Below are 22,754 nucleotides of genomic sequence, written 5' to 3'. Positions count from 1 at the left end.
TAAATTAAAATAACCTTGGCAAAGATATAATCAAGATATTTAATTGTAAGTTTTATCCAGTTTAATATTTCTTGTCAGATTAGAGATGAGTAGTTATCTCTAAAGCACAAAGTTATTTACATTCTCTTTTATATAGCTATTTAAGACCGATAATAACCACAACTAGTATTGATGCAAACTTACCCCCCCTTGTAATACCTTTAATGAATTTTCACGAATAATATTAAGCATCTCAAAAATAGATAGAGATGCTTTTTTTATGACTTAAAACTGATATAAAAGCATTTTCACATAAAACAAAGCAGAGAATGTTAACATTCTCTACTTTAAATAATTAGGCTGTTCGTCTTCTTAGAATTATTCCTACTAATATGAAGAATAATCCTACAAGAGAGATTAGTACACTATTAATTTCTCCTGTTTTTGGTAGTTTAGGTGCTTCTTCTACTGGATTTCCATCTTCATCTAAACCACTTCTTGGAGCTTCTACATCTATTTCTATTAATTCCTCTGTTCCATCTGGATGTTTTAGAATAAAACTATCCTTTCCTGTAAACCCTGGATTCGGAGTATATTTCCAATTACCATCTTCATCAAACTCAATAGTTCCACCCTTTGGTGGTGTAATAACTATTGGTATTTCTGGCTCCTCTGGCTTTGGTACCTCTGTTATTTCCACTGGGTCTGTTGGCTCTACTGGTTCTGTTGGCTCTGTTGGCTTAGTAGGATCAACAGGAGTAGTAGGTTTCTCTGGGTCTGTAGGTCTTGTTGGTCTATCAGGACCTGGGCCAGGGTCTGGACTTGGTCTTGTTGGTGAATAATAAGTGTTTGTTATAGTTGCTCCATCTATTGACTTTCTATATCTACTTGGAACATTGACCTCGTCTACAGTATACTTATATTCTTTACCATCTATATCTGTTTTGTCTAAATCATTCCAAGTGTATTCAGTTTCACCATTTTCCAATTTAACAGGAACTCCAAGTTTTTCTCCATCTCTATATAATTGAAGTTCTATAGTCGGTTTTGTATTTGACCCACCTATCCATTTTTTAGTTGCTGTGAATTCAGTTTTTGGTATTACATAGGTGTTGATTACTGTTAGACCATCTTCCTGTTTGTCGTAGTTTGGCAGTATCAGTTGATTTCCCTCTGCATCTACTTCTTCAACACTGAAAATATATTCATTTCCAGCTGAATCCGTCTTTGTCAGCGTATTCCATACTACCTCAGTTGTTCCACTTTTTAATTCTTTAATTGGAGCCTCTACTGCTGGTACTTCTTCTTTAGCTCCACCTTCTATATGACGATATAATTTGAACCATATAGTCGGTCTATTTTCTGGACCATTTACCCACTCTTTAACAGCCTTTGCAGTTGCGTTTGTTGGGCTAACATAGTAGTTGGTTATTTCTAGTCCATTTCCAGCCTTCTCATAGTTTCCTGGTGTAAAATCTTCACCAGCTTCATTGACTTCTTTAATGGAATAAATATACTCATTTCCATCCTTATCAACCTTATCTAAATCATGCCATTCTATAGATAATGTACCTTCTAGTTTTTTAATCTCTGCTCCTTCAACTGCCTCTGGGTCATTATTGTTTATATTTCTATATAATTTAAACCATATAGTTGGTTTTTCCACTGGTCCATCTACCCATTTTTTAGTACCTTTAACAGAGATTTTCTTTATATTTTTAATGGTTTCTCTTATTTCTACATCATTTATTTCTCCATCTAATACAATTTCTATTGGTTCTTTAACCAAAGTATATCCTTCTGGTGCTTTTATTTCTTCTAAAATATAGGTATCATATGGTAGATTTTCAAATGTTAATTTACCTTCCGAGTTAGCTTTGCCAGTTCTTACAAAATTAGGATCATTAGGTTTTGTAAGTTTAAACTCTGCACCTTCTAAGAAAATAGTATCATCTTCTGTATCTACTTTTGTAATTATTATTTCACCTTTACCACGAGTATTTTTAACTGTTACTTTTGTGGTGTCTGTTTGATTCTCTTTAATTTCAAAATCAATTTTATCATTTCCTGATAATATATAATAGTCTGATGCTTCTACTTCTTTGAAATAATAGTTACCTAGTGGTAGATTGTTCACAACAATCTCCCCTTGAGAATCTGTCTTTAGCACCCCTAACTCTTCATCTCTGGTATTCTTTAACACTGGTTTATTATCAACAGCACTATGAATTGTAAATATCGCCCCTTCTAGCTTTATACCATTATCAGTTGAATCCACTTTCGTTAACTCAACTGATTGATGAAGTAGTTCATTAGGAATTGATACCTCGCTATCTATTCCTGATACTAAAGTGACTACTTGTGGAGCAACTTTCGCATAGTCTTCTGGTGCTTGAATTTCTATTAAGGTGTATTCACCTGGTGGCAGATCTATAGAACTAGCCTTACCATTCGCATCTGTTATAATAGTATCTACTATCGTATCACCTTTTTTGATTTCAAATTTTGCACCTTTTAATTTTATGTTACTATCCTTATTATATTTATCTATGATAATCTTCGCAGATTTTTCATTGAAAATATCTAAAGTAATATCAGGAGCTGTTCCTGTTGTCTTTAGTATATATTCTGAGATGAATTCCCCAGTACTACCAATTTTGAAATAATTTGTATAACCTAACAATGGTTCAGTCTCTCGTAATCTATATTCTCCCCATTTAATTGACCCAAAATCTAATACACCTGATGCATCCGATGTTATCTCTTTGATTAAAGTTAAACCTGTTTTGTTGTATAATCCAAATTTAACATTTTGAAGTGGTGTGACTCCATCCTTCTTCACTAGCTTTAAATTATACTTTCTTAGTGCAGCTGATCCCCCTGAAAATTCATAGGTTACTGCTTGCGTCTCGGTAACTGTATCAGTTTTAGTTCCAGTCCCTATAAAATTGTAAGTATAGGAGTTGGATAAAGAATCTGCTACCGAATCACTAATATCTGTTACATAAGAGATTTCGTATTCATGGTCAATATCTTGTAACAATGTAATAGTAAAGCTCTTTTTATCTACTGATACTTCTATATTAAATAAGTCATCTACTTCTGTCTTCGTTAATGGATGAAGACTTGATTTAAAATCATCCGTGCCATGGGTTCTCGTATATACCCTCTTTTCAATTTGGAATGTGTCACGAAGTGTTGTAATACCGTTTAATGTTAAACCATCAAAGTTTTCTACTAATATTTGTCCATCGTTTAATGTATCCTGTATTGTAGAACCTGTTTTGATATGAGATTGGCTTTCATTTACTTTTAGCTTCCATTCCAGATAGTCTTTATTACTAATGTCACGGCCATCTTTTTTTAGATACTCCCCTGCATTAGTTACATCAATCTCTTTCGGAAGCTCAGAAATCTTTTTATCTTCACCATGTTCTATATTATATAGAGTAGCTTTATTTCCTGCCTTTACTCCATCACCATCTAATTCTCCTATGAACTGTTCTTTGTATTTGGTTACATATTTAATTCTATATGGCTGGTTAATCTCATTATTAAAGGTTAATTCAAAACCAGTAAAATCACTAGTTTTACTAGTTTCACTACTTAATGGTTTTACTGTGTAATTATTCACTTTTTTTACTTCTTTTGGGTCTGCACTACCTTCCATACTTAATAAATATACCTCCACAGTATTTTCAATATCATTCATTGTTTGTTTAGCCCCAAACTCATCTATGACCTTTGCATTTGCTAATTTATGTTTGTTATAGTTAATATCTACATACCACTCAATGGTCTTATTAATTGGGTTGTATACTCCTACCTTAGCACCATTGTTCTTTGTAAAATCATTAAAGTATGAGGTATGATAAGTTGAATTAAGGTATTTGGTTATACCTTTAGTCCAGTCTACAGATATATTATTGGTAATATTATCATTTTCATAGGGTTCAGTTGGGTCAAAAGTAGTCTTATAAGTGAATGTTACGGGAGCATTTATGACTCCCCCATCTACTAAAGTTAAAGTAAATCCTGTTAAGGTATATTCTTTACCATCTTCATCCGTTTTGGGTTCGTTTAGTTCTAATTTAAATCCGTTAGATGTTGCTGTTCCATCTGAGTTAGTATCTATTTTAGACTTATTAGAGTCTATAAAATCATTCTTATACATCTTTAAATACTTTCCAATTTCAAAAGTATCAGTAATTTTAACATTAGTAATGTCATCATACTCACTGTTATTAAATGTAAAGTTCCACTGTATAGTTTTGTCTTCATAATTAATAGAATCTTCACTTTGCCCACCTTTAGAAATCATATCATCCTTTACAGTTTTTTCTTCTACATTAGATTTGTATTCCTTAGTGTTAGATCCATGAGAAATTGTTGCCTCATTCTTTACTCTATACTCTTGATCGACTACATCATCTTTTGTACTATAGGTAATAGTATGTGTGGCTGTTTTATTGGCTTCAGTAGGCTTAAATTCAACTACTAATTTATATCCACTTGTTTTATCTCCTGTTAATGATACTTTCTTAGTCCCAGATTTTTCTTCCGGACTGATAGTTACTACTACAGTATCTCCATTTTTTACAAACTCCATATAGTTATTGTCTTTTGAATCTGGATTAACAAGGGTTAGGGTGTCGGTTACTGTAACTCCCTCTGAAATATCTCTACCATCAGCATTAACAGTTACTGTCCAGTCTATTTCCCCAGACCGAGAATCGTAATCTGTTGCCGTCTTGGTAATAGGTTTATCAAACTTTAATTCAGCTATTTTAGTATCAGTTTTCTCTTGTTCACCATCTTTTGATAAAGTTACTGTATTACTAATTGTACTATTATCATTAAACACAGCTTCTCTTTGATCATCTGTTACTTTTGTTTCATAATAAATCTTATATGCTTTATTATTCTCAGTCTTAAATGTAATTGGGAAAGTATCTCCTGTCAATTCAAAACCATCTGTGGTAGGAATTGCTGCTCTACTGAATTCTACATTACCATTTTGAACTCTAGGAATTAATTCATAAACTTGAATGGAATTAGGTACAATATACTCTTGCATAGAATCCGAAAGAGTCCATCCTCCAATATCTGCCATCGCTTTATTTACATCAACTTCCCATTGAACAGTAGCACCATTATTAGGATGTTTACCATCATGTTTTTTAATTGTTTCTGTATTGTTATTCTTAATTATAATGTTTAATTTTTTCTCTCCGTTTACATCAAACTTATATTCTTGATTAAGTTGCCCCGATTTTACAATGTCACCAAGTGCCCATGATGCTTTAAATTCTCCGTCATCAACGGGTTGACCATCGCCATCTTCGTTTCTTATTGCATCTGCAAAGGTGATTGTAATTTTACCACTTTCATTAATAGTGTATGTGGCAATTGTTTCTCCCTCATAGACTATATCCTCGGTAGTTGCTACGAGGGCAAATGCAGTGGGAACACTAAATTCATAATAGTCACCCGGATTTATTGAGTGATTTCCATCTAGGCTAAAATCAAAGGATATATAGAAATCATCCTCCAATTCATTTACTCCTAATTCCAGTAAATACCCTCCTGCTGTTTCTTTAGCAACTAGATCCTTATCTTTTGTTGAGCCAAATACTAGGTTTTTAATACCTATATCTTCTGCATTTAGTTTTTTAGGATCAGAATCCAATTTACCTTCCCAAACCACAAAACTCCCACTAAAAGTATAACTTTCATCATTACCATCATCTAAGTCTAATCCTTCCATATCTCCTGTATATGCTAATAATACTAGTGGTTTTCCTATTCTTCCTGTTACTTCTGGTATTGGCTCTTCAGTTTTATCAGTTGAATCATCTATAGTTCCTTCAACTTCATCATCTTCCTTAGTTCCATCTATTACCTCAGAACCATCTGTATCTTCATCTTCTATTATACCAGTATCATCACCCCTTATTACCATCAATTATTGTAGTCTCTCCTGTGTCTACTGGTGCTGGTATCGTTTCTTGTTCTTCCACCCCTGTTTTTTCTTGGAGTCCTTCAACTATAGTCTCAATATCTTTATCAATATTTATAGTTATTTCTCCATTTCTGGAAACTGTATATTCTCCAATTTTGATTTCACCTGACATTAGATTTTCGGTTTCTTCTTTATATTGTTCGAAGATAGAACCAAGTTTCAAATTAAATTTTCTTTTTCCATCAGGTCTATATACATACTCCCATTTTACTGTTACTTTTCCTTCTTCGTCTTCGCCTAGTTCTATACTAAAATCTTTGTCTATTAATATGCTGTCATTTTCTTCTGCGTAGACAAACTCTGTTGCAGGAATTATTATCTGTAATAGCATTGCCAATACTACCATAAACACTATTCCAGACCTGCTTTTGCTGTAAAACATCTTCATATTTTTCCTCCCCCCTTTATTTTTGAACATATCATTATGATATGCTTCTATAAATTTCATATATGTTAATTCTATTGAAATTTATACTATTCTATTTTTTCCACCATCTTTGGCTTTTTTTAGATTTTGGTCTACTTTAGAGACTATCCTACTAAAATTCTCAGTTTCTGTATCTATTGTATGAAAGCCGATACTTAGTGTTACGTTTATTATACTGTCTTCAAATCTAATGGTCATTTTCCTTATAGTTGATTGTATTCTCTTCATTATTTCCATGGCTGCTGTTTCATCTAAATTCTTGAGTACTATTAGAAATTCATCTCCCCCATATCTGGCAACCCAATCGTAATTGACTCTGACTTCTGAACTTATGGCTTCTGCTATCTTTTTCAATACCAAATCACCAACCATATGTCCATATATATCATTTATTTTTTTAAAACTATCTATATCCATCATTGCAACTGTCAATTTCTCTCTATGCTTTTTAGCATAATCTATATCTATTGGAAGTCTTTTGTTTATATGTCTTTTATTATATACTCCTGTTAAATCGTCTTTAATGGCTTTTTCGTTAAGTGTATATATAATATTATTGGCTTCCATGGTATTTAGTCCATTGAGTCCAGTTACAACTCCTGTTTCTGTAATATCCTTAACTAACTCTAAAACATATAAATTGTCTTCAAATATAATGGGAGATGCAATAACTATATATACCCCATCACCTAAATATTCTATTTTAGTAAAACATTTTTTGTCTTGAATAGCCTTATTAGATATACAGTTGCTGCAAGACTCACCTTTCTTCCAGAATCCATAACAATCCTCTCCGTGAATTATATATTCTCCATGTCCATTTTGAAATACAACTTTTTTAGATATGGGATTTACAACTCTAACAATATCAAATAATCTTTTAAGTCCTTCTAGGTATCCTTTTAAGTCATCTACCTTAAAAATATCCATAACCAGCAACTCCCTTTATTTATAAAACAAAGTTTTATTTGTGATATATCATCTTTAATTTATTCGCTAAATTTTCAGAGACTTTCTTTAAGTCTTTACTTAAATCCTCCAATACTAAAATACTGTTATTTTGTTCTTCTACTTTTGCACAAACTTCTTCTGTATTGCTATTGTTTTCTTGTGCTATAGCACTTAAATATTCTATTACCTCTGTTATTTCTTCTTTTTTTCCTTCAAGTATATTACCTTGCTCATTGAGATTATTTATTATAATTTTTATATCTTCTATTTCTTCACTTATTCTTTGAAATTTTTCTCCTGTTTTCTCTACACTTCCTGTTTGTTTTTTTGCTTCTTCTCTTACTTCTTTGATTAAATCCACTGCATTTTCAGAGCCTGATAATAGTTCTTTTATAATTTCGCCAATTTCCATGGCAAATGAGGTGGATTCTTCTGCCAATTTTCTTATTTCACTTGCAACTACAGAGAAACCCTTTCCATGTTCTCCTACTCGGGCAGCTTCTATACTTGCATTTAGTGCTAACAGATTGGTTTGGTCAGCTATTTCCCTTATTTTTATACTTGCTTCTTCTATTTTATTGGCACTTAAATTGGATTTTCCTATTACCTTTTGTACTTCTATGGCAGAATTGTTGCTCCTATTGGTATACTCCACTAAATCATCAATTATTTCATTACCTTCTCTTTTAAGATTATCTATATCTTCAACCTTTGAATTCAATAGTTTAAACCCTTGTCTTTCTTCGTCAATTATTTCTTTAAGCTCATTTAACTCTTCTAGTCCCCTCATAGTTTCATCTGCTTGTTTCTCACTTCCACTGGCGATCTCATCTACTGCTGCTACTATTTCTTTGCTACCAGTACTATAAATTCCACTTAATTTTTGTAGTTCTTCTTCCTTTAATAGTAAGTCTTCACTATTCTCACCTAAGGTTTTCATTATATCCAGCATATTTCTAGAAGAATCCACCAGTACCTCATTGGTTTCAAATATTTCATCTTTAATTATGCTTTTCATTTCTTTTAAATCTTCAAAATTACCATGTCCAAATTTTTGTATATTATCTCGTATGACTTTCATCTTATTCCCAATTAATATTTTAATTAGATAGATAAACACTACTGAAGAGATTATAATTATAAGTATAAGAAAAACAAGTAACTTTCCCACTTCTTTCTTAGCATCATCTCTAATTGAATATTCATCTAATATACTTGCTATGTACAGGTCTTCCCATTTTTCAATTCTTGCATAATGTTCTTCACCATTAACTATAAAACTTTCTTCTCCAATAAGCTGTTGTTGAAATTCTTGAGTCTTTTCTGTCTTAGGGGTATTTTCTAGGGCGTAGCTCAGTATATCATCATATATCAAAGCATATCCATCTTGAGTTTTAAATCCATATTTATCTATCTGTTCCATATTGGAATGTAATTTTATTTGTCCCTTATTATTAAATGCTACGAAAAATCCTTCTTTACCAACACTTAAACCTTTTATATAATTTTCAGCAGAAAGTATTTTTTCCAATTCCTCACTGGTTTCATTACTATGAGTCTTTATATAATTACTGGCACGGCTAGCAGATGTTAAGGCATCTACTGAAATATTATTTACATTTTCTAAGTTTCTTTTTTCTGTATTTATGGCTATATTCACATAACTATTTAATCCTACAAAGACTAAAAATGATGTGACAATCAAAAATACTGTCAATATTGAAATTAGTAATTTTGTACTTAAACTTAGGTATTTTAAATTAACATTGAAACCTTTTTTCATTCTTATACTTCCTTTCTGTTCTATATCTTAGCTACATACAATTATTTTATATGTTCTTCCCAGATATATAATATCCATAGGCTCTGAACAATCTCTGAACAAAGAAATATGGATTATATAGTTTATATATAATCCATATACCTTTTATACAATTTTAAAGTATCTTCCATTGGACTTAGTTGCATTTCTACTTTAATATTTACTACATATTCCTCAAAGAACTCCTTGAGACTGGCTCTATTTCTCTGTATACCATAGTAATATATTATCATTTTCACTATATCTTCATTGAAACTATTTATTTTATAAAGACTGTCTAAAGCAGCTTTTAGTGTTGGAGATAATTTCCCTTCCCTTAACTGTGTCCCTGCATATTTATTCAATATGTTAAATACCATATCTTCATATGTTTTTCGGATTCCCATTGCCCAAAGATAACCCTCTTCTCCTAAGAAGTCACCTTTGTAAATCCTTAATATTTCTTTTATTTCTTCCTCACCATGTTCTTTTAAGCTTAATACTTTATTTAATATTTCCACATCACTTACAATAGGTACATTTAACTGATAGCTTTCATTGAAATAGATAATTCCATTTCCATATCCTAGTTTTTCTAAATTCTTTCTTAATTGATATATGGTGGTATGTAGGAGGGTAGTGGCTTTATCTAAGTTCTTATCGGGAAAAATTTCATCCATTATAAGCATCTTTGAAATAGCTTCTCCCTTCTTATTCCATAAGAAAGCAAATAGTTCCTTAGATTTTTGAGTACGCCAGATTAAAGGGTTATCCATACTATCCAGCACTTGAAAAGTACCAAAACTATTTACTTTTAATCCATTATCTAAAGTTTCAATTTCATGATTTCCCATGGTTTTTTGTCTTAATCTTTCAATGGTTTTATTTAGACGCTTTTCTTGAACTGGTTTTAATAAATAGTCAATTGCATTTATTTCAAAGGCATCTACAGAATACTTTGAATAAGCAGTAATAAATACTATTTCTACAGCTGCCAGTTCCTTTGTAAAAAGTTCAGCAACCTCCAATCCATTTACTTCTCCCATTTCAATATCTAAGAATATGACATCAGGCTGTATTTTTTTGACCTCCTTCAATGCTTCAAGAGGGTTAGTGTAACTGCCAACTATATTCACATCTTTATAGGAGGAAAGCTTAAATCCCAGTAAATCTAGAGCAATAGACTCATCATCAATTAAAATTACTTTCATTTAATCCCACCTCCGGAATAATTATCTCTACTACAGTCCCCTTTTCTATATTGCTTTTTAATATTAGTTCTGCCCCCTTTATTATTTTCATTTTTTCAATAACATTTTTAAATCCAATTCTTTGATTATTGCCCTTCAGAATTTCTTCTTGTTTTTCAGCTGTCATCCCTATTCCATTATCTTCAATGGTTATTTTTATAAAGCCTTCCATATCTCGTCTTGCAGTAATTTTTACAGTTCCGTTGCTAGCCTTAGTTGTAGCTCCATGACGTACAGAATTTTCTACTATTGGCTGCAATGTCAGTGGTGGAATCATAGCTTTTAACCCTTCCTCTATATCATATTCTATATTCAATCTCTCTCCATATCTCATTTGTTCTATTTCAAGATATGCCATTATTAGTTCCAACTCCGATTCCAAAGTAACTAGACCTTTCTCTCTATGAATATCCAATTTTCCTCTAAAATAAATGGATAAATTGTTTAAAGCTATTCTTGCTTTTTCACTATCTTTGTAACTAAGACCTATAATAGTATTTATTGTATTGTATAGAAAATGCGGCGAAATTTGTGAATAAAAGTACTGAAATTCTTTTTCTAACCCTTCTTCTACTGATTTTTTCATCAATAATAAGGACTGAATTCTAGATTTTAATTCTTCAGAGTCTATAGGCTTTCTCTGGAAATCATTTGCACCATAGTCAAAGGCATTCATCAAGTCAATAGTTCTTCCCGATGCAGTTAAAATTAAAATTGGAAGCTCTACCATAGAGTATTTTTGACGTATTTTTTTACATACTTTATCTCCTGATATATCAGGCAACATAAAATCTAGAACTATTAAATCTATTTTATTTTTTTCAAGTACATCTAATGCTTCTTTTCCATTGTCTGCTAAAATAGTATTGAGTCCCAATTGACTCATAATATTTACCAGTACCTTTTGATTTAAGGGTTTATCATCTACTATTAAAACCATTAATTTACCTATATTCTCTATATTTTCTCTTTGTAACTTAGGATACTTTTCCAAATATATATTAGACTGAATAACATTTTCTTCTATGGGAATTATGTCCTCTTGTTGTTCTATTTGTCCATTATAAATCGGTAATGTAAATTTAAAAATAGAGCCTTTTCCATGTAGGGACTCAACACATATTTTCCCATTTTGATTTTCAACCAAATGCTTTACTATGGACAATCCTAATCCTAAACCTTGCTCTCCTTGGCCTTCTTCATTTTCTTTGTAAAAAATATCAAAAACTTCTTCTAAATACTTTTCCTTGATTCCAATTCCCGTATCTGATACTCTAATTTCACCTTGCCCAGATATAATAGATGCAGACACAACTATTTCTCCATCTCTTGTATATTTAATTGCATTGTGTACTAGATTATAAACAATCTGTCTAAATTTGTCTGGATCAGCCTTTAGCAACGGAAATTCACTTGGAATCTGATTCTTTAGTATAATAGACTTATCCTTAGGAATTAAAACTTTCATTTCTTTTAAAATATCTTCCACAATTTCATAGGGTTTAATTGGACTTAATCTTAGTTTTATCTCTTCTTTTTTTATCTGAGAAGCATCTAATAAATCCTCCACTAAACGAGTTAACCTTTGACCTTCTTGATGTATAAAGAATAAGTTTTCCTGCTGTTTGGAGTTCAATGTTCCCTTTTTCCCTTCCAATAAGTTCTTTGTTAAATTAAGTATAATATGTAAGGGTGTTCTCAATTCATGAGATGCTTTGGCTAAAAACTCATCTTTTAACATATCATGTCTCATGAGCCTTTCTGAAAGTTCATTTGCTCTTTCATAATCTAATTGTAGACGGCGATTCATCAATGTTGCTATACCAAACATACATATTAGAATCAATAATATATGTATGTTTCCTAAATCAATCTCTATTAATATTTTCAATGCCATTGTAAACCAGTACAAAAACATAGATATTGTAATTACTAAAATGTATTCCAGTAAGTCAGATTTTTTATATATTTCTCTTATTAAAATATAAAAGATATAAACATATCTAATAATCAGTGTAGTTAAAAGTATGCCATGTAAATGTCTTAAATAAGTATATATAGCCACATTAGGTCTGTAACCTAAAATTCCTAGTACAAGAAAAACTATTATGGATATTTTATTTACAATCTTGTTGCTGCTATCGTCATTGAAAAAATAGCGGACAAACTGACTTAGGAAAATAGTTACTATTATCATTGATATAACTTGAATTGTGGTTCTAGTATTGTAACTATAGTCATATATTAAGTCTAAAATCTGTTCATTCATTGTTGCTAAATATATTGACATAAATAGATTCATTCCACTGAAATACAGTAAATAGTATTCTTTTCTCCGTTCAGAATATATTATAAGAAAATATATGCACAGTGTTAAACAGACTGAAATCATCAGTGTTTCTATTGCACGCCTTTGGCTATTTGCCCTCATAATTGATTCAAATGAACCGAATTCAACTGATTTAACTATTCCTCCTACTTTATAATCATAGTTTGCTACTTGAACTATTAATTCAATTTCCTTATTTAAACTATTTCCAGTTCCTAATTTGTACTTGCTTTCCCTTTTAAAATCCTCCTTATTCTCAGACGGATTTCCTAAATGAGCAACTTCCTGACCATTTAAATAAATACGAGCTGCTGATCGTATGGTTCTAGTCTTGACACCATATATTCTATCTTCGGGAACTTTAATAACAAGCCTATATGTACCTGCTCCATGAGAGGATTCATCTTCATTTAAGTAGTCTTTCCATGAACCTGGTACATCTGCATATTTTTTAATTTCATCATGTCTATTGGATTTTATTTCTTCTGACTTCAGTAGTACTCCAGGATAAAACTCCCATTGTCCATCTAATTTAAGATTTCCTTCGTTCTCTATATTCCAATCTGTAATATCCAATACTCCCTTTTCTGCTATATACCTTTCCTCTATATCCACATAATTCAGTGCTATAATATGTATCGTAACCCAAATTACAACTATGATTGAAATTATTATAGATATTATACTCTGAGTTTTTATTTTTCTATTCCTGTTCATGGAATCACCTTTTATCCTTTTTATCACTATCTTATTTATTACCCACAATTTTAACTTTCTTATCAAAATTTACATAAAAAAGCTAGGCCTTAGCCTAGCTTTTTATATCAATATTTTAGTTTTCTGAACCCACTATTAAAATATATAATATTTTGGAACAATGTCATTAAGATAAAACAAATACTTAAAATATAATATGCACGATTTCTTTCTGTACCATAAGCAAACAGGAAGTATAGTGTCCACCCATTTGTGACCATAGTCCATAACATTACCAATATTTTTGCTCTATACCTTTTATCTCTTTTGAAAAAGTCTAGAAATATAAAGATTATAAGAACAATAATTATACATATTGCAATCCATTTTATAGTTGAAATTGGAAAACTCTTTTCCCATTTACCGTTAAGATATACAACATGACGAAGCATTCCCATACGAGTTTTGGTAAAATAATGAGCTGAGTATGCGCCAATTAGTGTTAAAGTCTCCAATATACTAAATAAAATAATCAATACATATTGAAGTTTATTTTGCTGCCTTATCATTAGGTAAATCACCTACTGTTGTATATTTAACTTGATCTGTAGCTGGATCTCCTACTTGAACTGGAAGATTATCATTCATTTGCCATTGATACCATCCACCATCATACATATTCATATTTGTATATCCATTTTCATACATAATTAAAAATGGAATAGATGCACGCCATCCTGTTCCGCAATAAAAAGAAAGTTCATTTTCTAAGGTAAAGTCCAAATCTTTCCATAGTTCTTTCATTTCATCCATAGTAATATAAGTTCCATCTTCATGGACATAATCTTCCATATGGTATGGATCGCTGCCTCCTTTGCCCCAAACAGCACCTTTAGGCTCGCCTCCTTTATCAATATAGGAGTAACCACTTGTTTCACCATTAAATTCTTTGTAGGAACGAATACTTACTAATTTAAAATTTGGGTCCCCTTCTAATTTCTTAGCTGCATCTTCTATTGATAACCAATATTCTGGATTAGCTGGAACCACTGCACCAAATTCCGTTGCAGGTGTTGGAGCATTTGCAGTAGTTTCTAGTTCATATCCTGCTTTTGTCCAAGCATTCAGACTTCCATCTAATATTTTAACATTTTCTACTCCTGCCCAAATATAAGCATAGGCAACCCTAGCTGTACCAGAGGGATCAGAACCATATAAAATAACAGTTGTATCCTTTGTGATTCCTAAATCTAGCATTGCTTGTTCTACTTCTTCTGGAGATTTTAAATTCCAATAAGGCTCTCCCTCTATACTTGCAATATCAACATGAACAGTACCTGGTAAGTGGCCTGTGTTATAATCAGGACTATCATTTGCAGTTCCCCAAGACGCTTCTAATACTATATAGTTTTTTGACTCCTCTTGTCCTCCATCAATAACACTTTTAACCCATTGCGGGGAAACAAAAACCTTCTTTATATCTACAGGCTCAACTTTTTCCTGTTCATTTTTATCTTGAGTTTCCTTATCTATTTCTCCTTCACCTACTAAAGCATCATTTGATTCTTTAGGTTGCTGTGTACATCCTACAAATACACTAGTCATTAACACTATTACAAGCAATAGTGCAAAAAATCTTTTTTTCATTAGTAAACCTCCCATGGTATTTTATAATGATATTTTTGTTTGTATGAAACCAAATCTCTAGAAAAGTATAGCACTACGTTTTTATAAAATCCAATTAACTATACCTATAATTTGTCTAATACTATAAATAAAATTAATAGGAAAATCATGGCATATTAATGGAAATACAAAAAACTAGGTCTTAGCCTAGTTTTCATTTAATAAGTTTATATTTCCGCCTATTTTCCATATGCTTATACCATAGTCTCCTGCTTCTGTGATAATACCAATCCAGTAGTTTATAGTATCTTTATTGGCATACCATACTTGATGGCTTACTTCTTCGTTATCCATATAATTAAAGAATAAAGCACCGCTTTCATCTCTTTGGGGAATTTTATTGTAAAATTTTGACAACTCCACAGCTTCCCTTTCTGTTAAAGCATTTACTATACCATTGCTTTGGAAATCATATCCACCAGTGGCAAGTGCAAATCCTATATCCCCCTTCAACCCTTCAGATTTTTTTATCATATCTTCTATAAATACTTTATTAGCCTTTGGACCAGGTTCAGTACCATATCCGTGTAGATTATAACACATTATTATATATTCTGGTCCTTCAGGTAAAGTTATTTTATCTAAGGGAACATTGGGTTCTAGCACTACTCTTACTGGAATATCCTTTCCATTAGCCGATTTATATAATTTATCAATAAACTCAATAAAAAGTTCCCAAAGATTTATATCTTTATTTATTGCTTCATAGTCTATTTCTATTCCATCAAACCCCTCTTTGATTACTATATTCAATATATCCTCTATATGATTATTCATTGTTTCTTCTGTTGCAAATAAGGTGTATAGTAAATCTGTATCCTTTAAGGAGGACTTATTGTCTGCAAGGAGTAAATCATTGACAATAGTTAAATAGCTTCCATATTTCCTATTTCCAAGACTTTCAATTCTTTTAAGGCTTTCCTTTGTTTCTTTAGGAACAAATAATATCTTATCTTCATTAAAATAAGCTGCAAAGTAACAGATATTATCAACTTTCCCCATATCCTTTATTTCATGCTCCAAATCATCAGTATCCCAATAAGCAGTCCATATTGAAAATCTGATATTCTCATTATCTTCAATCTCTTTATCCATATAATTCTCTACATCTATATTTTTTTCATTGGTACAAGAAACCAATAGCAATATTGTGAATACAAAAATTAACATTAGTTTTTTAGTCATAGTTTTTCTCCCTTACAAAATATGATTTCCTATACCCTTATTTATAGATTTATAATGAACCAGTTAATTATCTTATTCCATATATTTAATATATTATCCTTTACTAGTTCTTTCCCTTGAAGTTTATTGATATATATAATATTATTTTCATCATGAATATTTGTAATAATTATATTTTCAAATACTCCATCATATACATCATCTGCTATATTTCTTTGACTATATCCATACTCCTCCCAGGCAGATTCTAAATAGATATAATCTGAATTCTTTGTGGATATAGATAAATCTTTAATTACTTCCTTATGGTCTATATCTATTGATAACTTATTATCCTTTAGATATATATCCAATTTTCTATTTCCTAATTCATTGATTTGTAGTTCTTTGACAAATCTTTCTGCTCCATCTTCTACACTTTTAACCTCTTGAATTTCTACTTCTCTTTGTGGTTCCATCTTGGTTTTGTTTTTTTGTTTCTTTATATTCTTATTATAGACTTTATATTCATGATTTAAGGCCTCTAGTTGATTTTCTTCTATTGATTGTGGCAACACTCCATCATGTTCTTCAAGGTCTAATGAGAAGATTTCTTTATCATTATCTTCTATATATAAATTATTATTCTTTAGCTTTATGGCAATATAATTTTTTAGCCCTTCATCTGCCCTTAAATAGATGGTTTGAGTTCCTAGTACATTTCCTGTGAGAGTAGTATGTAAAGCATAATCTTTATTGCTACTATTTTTTAAGCGTATTAGTCCCTTTCCTCTTGGCTCTGAAGTAAGAATAATAGATGATTTTCTAAATTCAGCTACTCCACTAATAGTATCCCAGTCTCTTTTTATATTAGGATCTCCTTCCATAAATATTATATCTTCATTTGTATCAGATTTTATTCTCATTAACAAATGATTAGGATACCAATATGCTTGAGGCTGTATTCTAGTTAAGTCATAAATATTTGTTTCTTTTTTATTTAGAGAAAAACCTTCTCTATTAAAATTCATAATAAAATGCTTATAAATCATTGTCTCATTAACTGCACTTACATTTTTATTAGAACCATAACCACCTGTATTGGAGTGCATAATCACATATGTTTTTGGCAACTTTCCTAATTTTTCCTTATATATTTTATCCATTAATATATAGTCTTTTTCTATACGTTCTTTCATCTGGTCATAGCTTTCTTTTGGTATTTTATTTTCGTCTCTTATGAAATCCATTAAATAATGATTATAATTTCGCCCTATATATTTACTTAATGCAGAAAATTCTACAGGATTAAGTTCTCCCAAGTAATTGTTGTACCTATCAAATACATTTATATAGGCCAATCTATATCCATTGGTGCCAATTTCCCAAAATGTACTTTTCTCCAACTTTTTTAAATCCTTCTCCATTAGAAACTTAGGGTCCTTTTCCTCAAAGGTATTTCCATAGTTTAAAGTAGTTCCTATATAATTATATTTCTCTAGTAAATTACTTGAAAAAATTGCTGTATCTCTTCTTCCATCTTCAAACATTAGAAACATAGACCTTTCTGGAAGGCTTTTATTGTTTTTATAATAATATTCAATATCTTTTTGAGTTAGGGTAACATAGCCATTTTTGTTCAATGCTTCAAAATGTTCTTCCAACCTTTCAGTACTAATCATTGTGTTGGTACCTTCTCTATCTACTCCAAAATATGATAAGGCAATAAATCCCTTATCCTCATTTATCAAGCTATCATCAAAGGGTTCATATTTATTAGAATCAAAAATCACATTAAATAATAGTCGAATTAATAGTAAGAGGATTATGCCTTGAAAAATACTTCTTATAAACTTTATTTTATCTTTTTTAGTTTGTAAATATTTCATAAGCCTTCACCTCTTACACATTCCTAGCTTTCCTCAGTCTCTTTTTATCTTTTTTAAGCTGGGCATCTACATCACTTGGAGTCATTCTAGTTCCCCAGGTTGATTTCCAAAAGGTAAACCAAGCAATGGGCATTTGCCATAGAAGTACCGCTTCATAATATATGCAGAACAATATACCAAAGACCCAAGTTGTACTTTTTCGTAAAAGCAGCTGTACTGTACTCATAAGCATTGCCATTAGAAGTAATCCTACTAAAAAAGTAGTTGGAAATATTCTATGGACAATTGGTACATAAAGTAAATTATATATTACTACTATAGGTGCAAATACTGGAACCATTACTCCTATATAAAATGTCAGTGAACCTAGGGGTTCTTTCTTCCACATAAATTTAGATGCTATTAGAGACTCCCTAAGCCAAGACCTTTTCCATCTCATCTGTTGTTTTAAAAACACCTTATGGTCATTGGGAACAATTGTATAGCATATGGCAGAGTCCTGATATGAAGTTCTATACTTTCTAAGAACAAAGTTGGTCATTGCCCTATCGTCTCCAAAGGTTGCTTTCTGTCCAAAAAATTGCTGATTAAGCCATGAATCCATATTTTCTAAGATTATTTCCTTTCTATAGCAGGACAGTGGTCCAGATAAACAGGTAACCGTATCAAAAATACTTTCTGCTGCCTTCATTATCCGAAAGGCAATATAATAGCGAACTGACTGTATCTTAGTTAGATTATTGGTATAGGTATTGGCAACATCAGTTCGTCCCGCTACTCCACCTATTTTAGAATCTTTAAAGGGCTGCACCAGATTTCGTATTGCAAAGGGATTTAAAAAACTATCTGAATCTACAAATACTATTAAGTCATGTTTAGCTTCCAATACACCTTTTGAAAGAGCCTCTCTTTTACCTCCGTTTTCTTTCATAAGAATATATTTTAGCCTATCCTTTACTTTAAAATCATTTTCTTCATACAATTTATGGACAATCTCTTTAATTTTCTCAGCTGATTTATCTGTAGAACAGTCATCTACTACTATAACTTCTAACTTTTCAATGGGATAATCTTGATTTATACAGCTTAATATAGTTTTCTGAATCCATTTTTCCTCATTGAAACAAGGGATTATTATGGTTACTCCTGGAGTAAACTTAGTATCTATTGGAATACTTTTATAAAAAACGGCAAATAAATATCTGCTTAGAAGGAAAAAAGCCGCTATAATACTATATAGGTATAACCATTTGTTGAATCTAAAGTAAATAACACTTTCTGCCCTCATTAAAACAATAAAAGCTGTAATGAAAAATAATAATATACCTGAAATCGTCAGTATATATCCATCTTTTTTCCTTCTGCTATAGATGGATAATTCTTCTTTGAATTGCAATCCATATAGCCCTCTGCCCCTATCTACTACTTTTGATCTAGCAATTTTAGCTTCTGTTTTCACTGTCATTTCCATACCTTCTGGCATAGTTCCTGGTATTATCTCAAAGTTTAATTTAATAGAATCTGCTGTTTCTATCTTCTCTCTATCTTCTTCATTATATATTTCAAGCAGTATTCCTGTCATAGATATATCTATTCCTTTACAGTAAAAGCTGCCTTTCACACCGTTATTTTCAAATATTACCTTTACTTTATAATTTACCTTATATCTAATTCCTGACTCACTGGCTTTAATAAAATCATTAACATTAGTAGAATCATCTAGTCTACCTTTTCCTCGCCTATCTATATTACTTCTTTTTTGCGTATCATCAGGTACATTAGGAAGTAGACGGCGATCTTCTTTAGTCTCTAAAAAAACATCTTCTTCATATACTTTTTCTTTCTTTTCAATTTCCTTCCCTGTCATACTATCTCCTTTACTTTAAATAGTCGCTTAATCTTGCAAAGCTATATCCTTTTGACTTTAATATAGGAATTGCCATATCCAACGCCTTAGCCGTTAAATTTGGATCATGGAATGGATTTCCCTTAAAATCAGACATATGCATAACCAATATACTGCCATTTTGTATATTCATAGGATTTCCATTATCTGTCACCATTCCATTTATTATTTTATATACTAATGCTTCAGATTTCTTATCTTCATAATCACGGGTACTGAAGTCCCCACTGACAATGTGGCTAAACCCCATATCTAAAATTGCCTCCATTCCAGACCTACTCATTGCTAAAGTAGGTGGTCTTAATATGGTGTTTAAAGCAGGTCGATTATCCATATATATATCACCTATTACATATTGAAGTTTATTATATGATACAAGCAAATCCTTCTTTCTTTCTAGAATCTCCTCTTCATTAGGAGAATAATAAATTGACTTAGTATCATCTTCCTCCTGTTTATCTTCTGCTATGGCAAAAGGCAAATGGTTATTTGTATGGCTGCCTACATCATGACCTGCTTCGGCAATGGCTCGTAAAAGATTAGGATTATTATCTATATAGTTAGTTCTAATAAAGAAGCTTGCCTTTACATTGTGCTTGTCTAAAACATATAATAATTGGTTAACGGCTTTATCTGTTGCCCAATCATCAAATGTTAAGAATAGCACTTTATCATCTGTAAATACTCCTGTTTTATCTACTTCTTTTAATTCTTCCTCCGTAAATCCAGGTAATGTATTGGGAGTGCCAATAAAAGGATTTCCTATATATTTATTCTTTATTAAATCAAACTTATCTGATTCACTATAGTTTAGAAGATAACCTGAATGAATTTTATCTTTTACTATATGAAGTATTTCTTCATCCTTTAATGGATAATTATATACTTTATTTCCCTTCATAATATCTCCTGCTGGTCGAATACTATATGAAGACCCATTATCTGGAATTTCATCACTATAGGCTATTGTGTCAATTCTATCTTTTACTATTTTTAACATGGAATCTGGAATAATATTTATATCGTTATAATAATCCATACGATAATATATGACATAACCCCTATGAACTGATATATTGCTTTCCCCAAAGGCATTATTCATAACATCTTTCAAGGTTCCATCCTTTCCTACTTTGGAACTGGATATGGATATATTATCCCATAGTACTGTACAATTCCCACTGGATATTGCCTCAAGGATTTCATCATTAAGCTCTAAATAATATGGATACCGAACTAAGGCAGGGGTTTGGTCAGTTAGTTTATTTACCTCTCTTTGAACAAACAATATAGTCTCTAGTGTAGAATAAAAATCTTTATCTTCCGATTCCTTCAGACTTATTCCTATTTCATGGCCTTTTTCTGCAATTCTTTTAATTGTATCTGGCATATCTATTAAATCTTTTTTAGTTATATAGAAAGTTCCCTTTACTTCCAATATATCTAGATTATCTAAAACCTTATTTAAAACCTCTATATTGCTAACTCCATAAAATGTATAGGAAAGTGATTTCTCAGTTGTATATATGGTGCTATATTCCTTAGATTTTTTTCCATTGTTATTCTTTCTAAATTCATCTAATTCTTCCTTTGTAATTCCTTTTATAGGCTCTTTTGCAGATTCTTTTGATTGGTGTTTTTTGAGCCAGAGGGCTTTTTTAATTTTTTTAGTAGTATTAGTTTTAATTTGTTCTTTATTTACTTCATTATCTAAATCATCATTATCATAGAATTCTAAATCCTCTACCAGTACACTTTTATGCTCTGTTTCTTCTAAGGCTCTTAACAGCCAATCTACCATATTGATTAGTCTTTCTTTTGGAGTTAATTCAATTACTATATTATTCTTTGGCACTGTAGACTGCTTATCTATGGCTGGTTTAGCTGGTTCTGGTGGCTTACTATATTCATCTTCTTCCAATACTCCGTCCATTTTAATTGTAATAATTGAACCCTTCTTCAAATTTTTTACATAGTTTAGAACTTGATTATAATCTTTAAAGCTTTGATAGCTTAAATATTCAGTATGAGTTCCTGCTTCAATAATAAGTTCATATAGAGAAGATATATATTCTATAGTTTCATCATCTATACCAGATACTATTTTGACTATATTTCCTAAAACATTGGTTTTATCTCCTGGATTTATTCTTTCTGGAGAGTATCCTACTTTAAAATCTTTTCCTACTATAAGTTTGGATTCTCTTTCAAGAATAGGTATACATATGTCTTCTGTTACACCTGGATACACTGTAGATTCATATACTACTACTGTGTTCCTAGTAAGGTTACGTCCTGCAACTATAGAAGCTTCTTTAACTAAGTTTAAATCTGGAATATTTTCACCATTAATGGGAGTGGGAACAGCAACAATAATAACATTGGCTTCCTTTAATCTATTTTCATCCCAAGTAAATTCTAAATTTGAATTCTTAAATTCTTCACTAGCCATATAGACCTTTATTTTTTCTTTATCACTATCATATCCTATGGTTTTTATTTCCTTTGAAAAAGCCATTGCCAAAGGTAAACCTACATAACCTAGACCTATAACTCCTATTTTTTCAACACTCTTAGTACCTTTATATGAATTTTGCATAAATCTTTCACCTCTTTTAAAGCATATCTTTTAATTATATATGTTTTTTCTGAAC

General features: G+C 31.1%; 12 protein-coding genes. All 12 read right to left on the bottom strand.

Annotated features, from left to right (window positions below; genetic code table 11):
- Window positions 1-334: 334 nt before the first annotated feature.
- Window positions 335-5,941: a SpaA isopeptide-forming pilin-related protein gene (locus FYJ83_RS11425; RefSeq protein WP_229768572.1), complete on the bottom strand. Its 5,607-nt coding sequence runs from the start codon at window positions 5,939-5,941 to the stop codon at window positions 335-337.
- The gene (locus FYJ83_RS11420; protein WP_154440686.1) at window positions 5,925-6,389 is read right to left on the bottom strand and encodes a hypothetical protein; all 465 of its coding nucleotides are present in this window, start codon (window positions 6,387-6,389) and stop codon (window positions 5,925-5,927) included. The genes FYJ83_RS11425 and FYJ83_RS11420 overlap by 17 nt, the downstream gene beginning before the upstream one ends.
- 81 nt (window positions 6,390-6,470) lie before the next feature.
- The gene (locus tag FYJ83_RS11415) at window positions 6,471-7,358 is read right to left on the bottom strand and encodes a GGDEF domain-containing protein (RefSeq protein WP_154440684.1); all 888 of its coding nucleotides are present in this window, start codon (window positions 7,356-7,358) and stop codon (window positions 6,471-6,473) included.
- A gap of 34 nt (window positions 7,359-7,392) precedes the next feature.
- The gene (locus FYJ83_RS11410; RefSeq protein WP_154440682.1) at window positions 7,393-9,162 is read right to left on the bottom strand and encodes a methyl-accepting chemotaxis protein; all 1,770 of its coding nucleotides are present in this window, start codon (window positions 9,160-9,162) and stop codon (window positions 7,393-7,395) included.
- 122 nt (window positions 9,163-9,284) lie between these two features.
- Complete coding sequence (locus FYJ83_RS11405; protein ID WP_154440680.1) at window positions 9,285-10,391, bottom strand: response regulator; 1,107 nt, start codon at window positions 10,389-10,391, stop codon at window positions 9,285-9,287.
- Window positions 10,372-13,476: a hybrid sensor histidine kinase/response regulator gene (locus FYJ83_RS11400; protein WP_154440678.1), complete on the bottom strand. Its 3,105-nt coding sequence runs from the start codon at window positions 13,474-13,476 to the stop codon at window positions 10,372-10,374. Before FYJ83_RS11400 ends, FYJ83_RS11405 begins: the two co-directional genes overlap by 20 nt.
- Window positions 13,477-13,583: 107 nt before the next feature.
- Complete coding sequence (locus FYJ83_RS11395) at window positions 13,584-14,024, bottom strand: hypothetical protein (protein ID WP_154440676.1); 441 nt, start codon at window positions 14,022-14,024, stop codon at window positions 13,584-13,586.
- Window positions 14,005-15,102 carry a sulfurtransferase gene (locus FYJ83_RS11390; protein WP_154440674.1) on the bottom strand — a complete coding sequence of 366 codons (1,098 nt, stop codon included), beginning with the start codon at window positions 15,100-15,102 and terminating at the stop codon, window positions 14,005-14,007. The genes FYJ83_RS11395 and FYJ83_RS11390 overlap by 20 nt, the downstream gene beginning before the upstream one ends.
- 186 nt (window positions 15,103-15,288) lie before the next feature.
- Window positions 15,289-16,326 (bottom strand): glycoside hydrolase family 18 protein, encoded by a 1,038-nt coding sequence (locus tag FYJ83_RS11385; RefSeq protein ID WP_154440672.1) that lies wholly within the window; start codon window positions 16,324-16,326, stop codon window positions 15,289-15,291.
- Window positions 16,327-16,367: 41 nt separating this feature from the next.
- Complete coding sequence (locus FYJ83_RS11380; RefSeq protein ID WP_154440670.1) at window positions 16,368-18,194, bottom strand: glycoside hydrolase; 1,827 nt, start codon at window positions 18,192-18,194, stop codon at window positions 16,368-16,370.
- 13 nt (window positions 18,195-18,207) lie between these two features.
- Window positions 18,208-20,061, bottom strand: a complete 1,854-nt coding sequence (locus tag FYJ83_RS11375) for a glycosyltransferase (RefSeq protein WP_154440668.1) — start codon at window positions 20,059-20,061, stop codon at window positions 18,208-18,210.
- A 10-nt stretch (window positions 20,062-20,071) separates the two neighbouring features.
- Window positions 20,072-22,699 carry a polysaccharide deacetylase family protein gene (locus FYJ83_RS11370; RefSeq protein WP_154440666.1) on the bottom strand — a complete coding sequence of 876 codons (2,628 nt, stop codon included), beginning with the start codon at window positions 22,697-22,699 and terminating at the stop codon, window positions 20,072-20,074.
- Window positions 22,700-22,754 lie beyond the last annotated feature (55 nt).

It is taken from the genome of Tissierella pigra, assembly GCF_009695605.1.
Lineage (GTDB): Bacteria > Bacillota > Clostridia > Tissierellales > Tissierellaceae > Tissierella > Tissierella pigra.
Note: the sequence above shows the minus strand (reverse complement) of the source record. Positions and strands in the feature narration are given on the sequence as shown.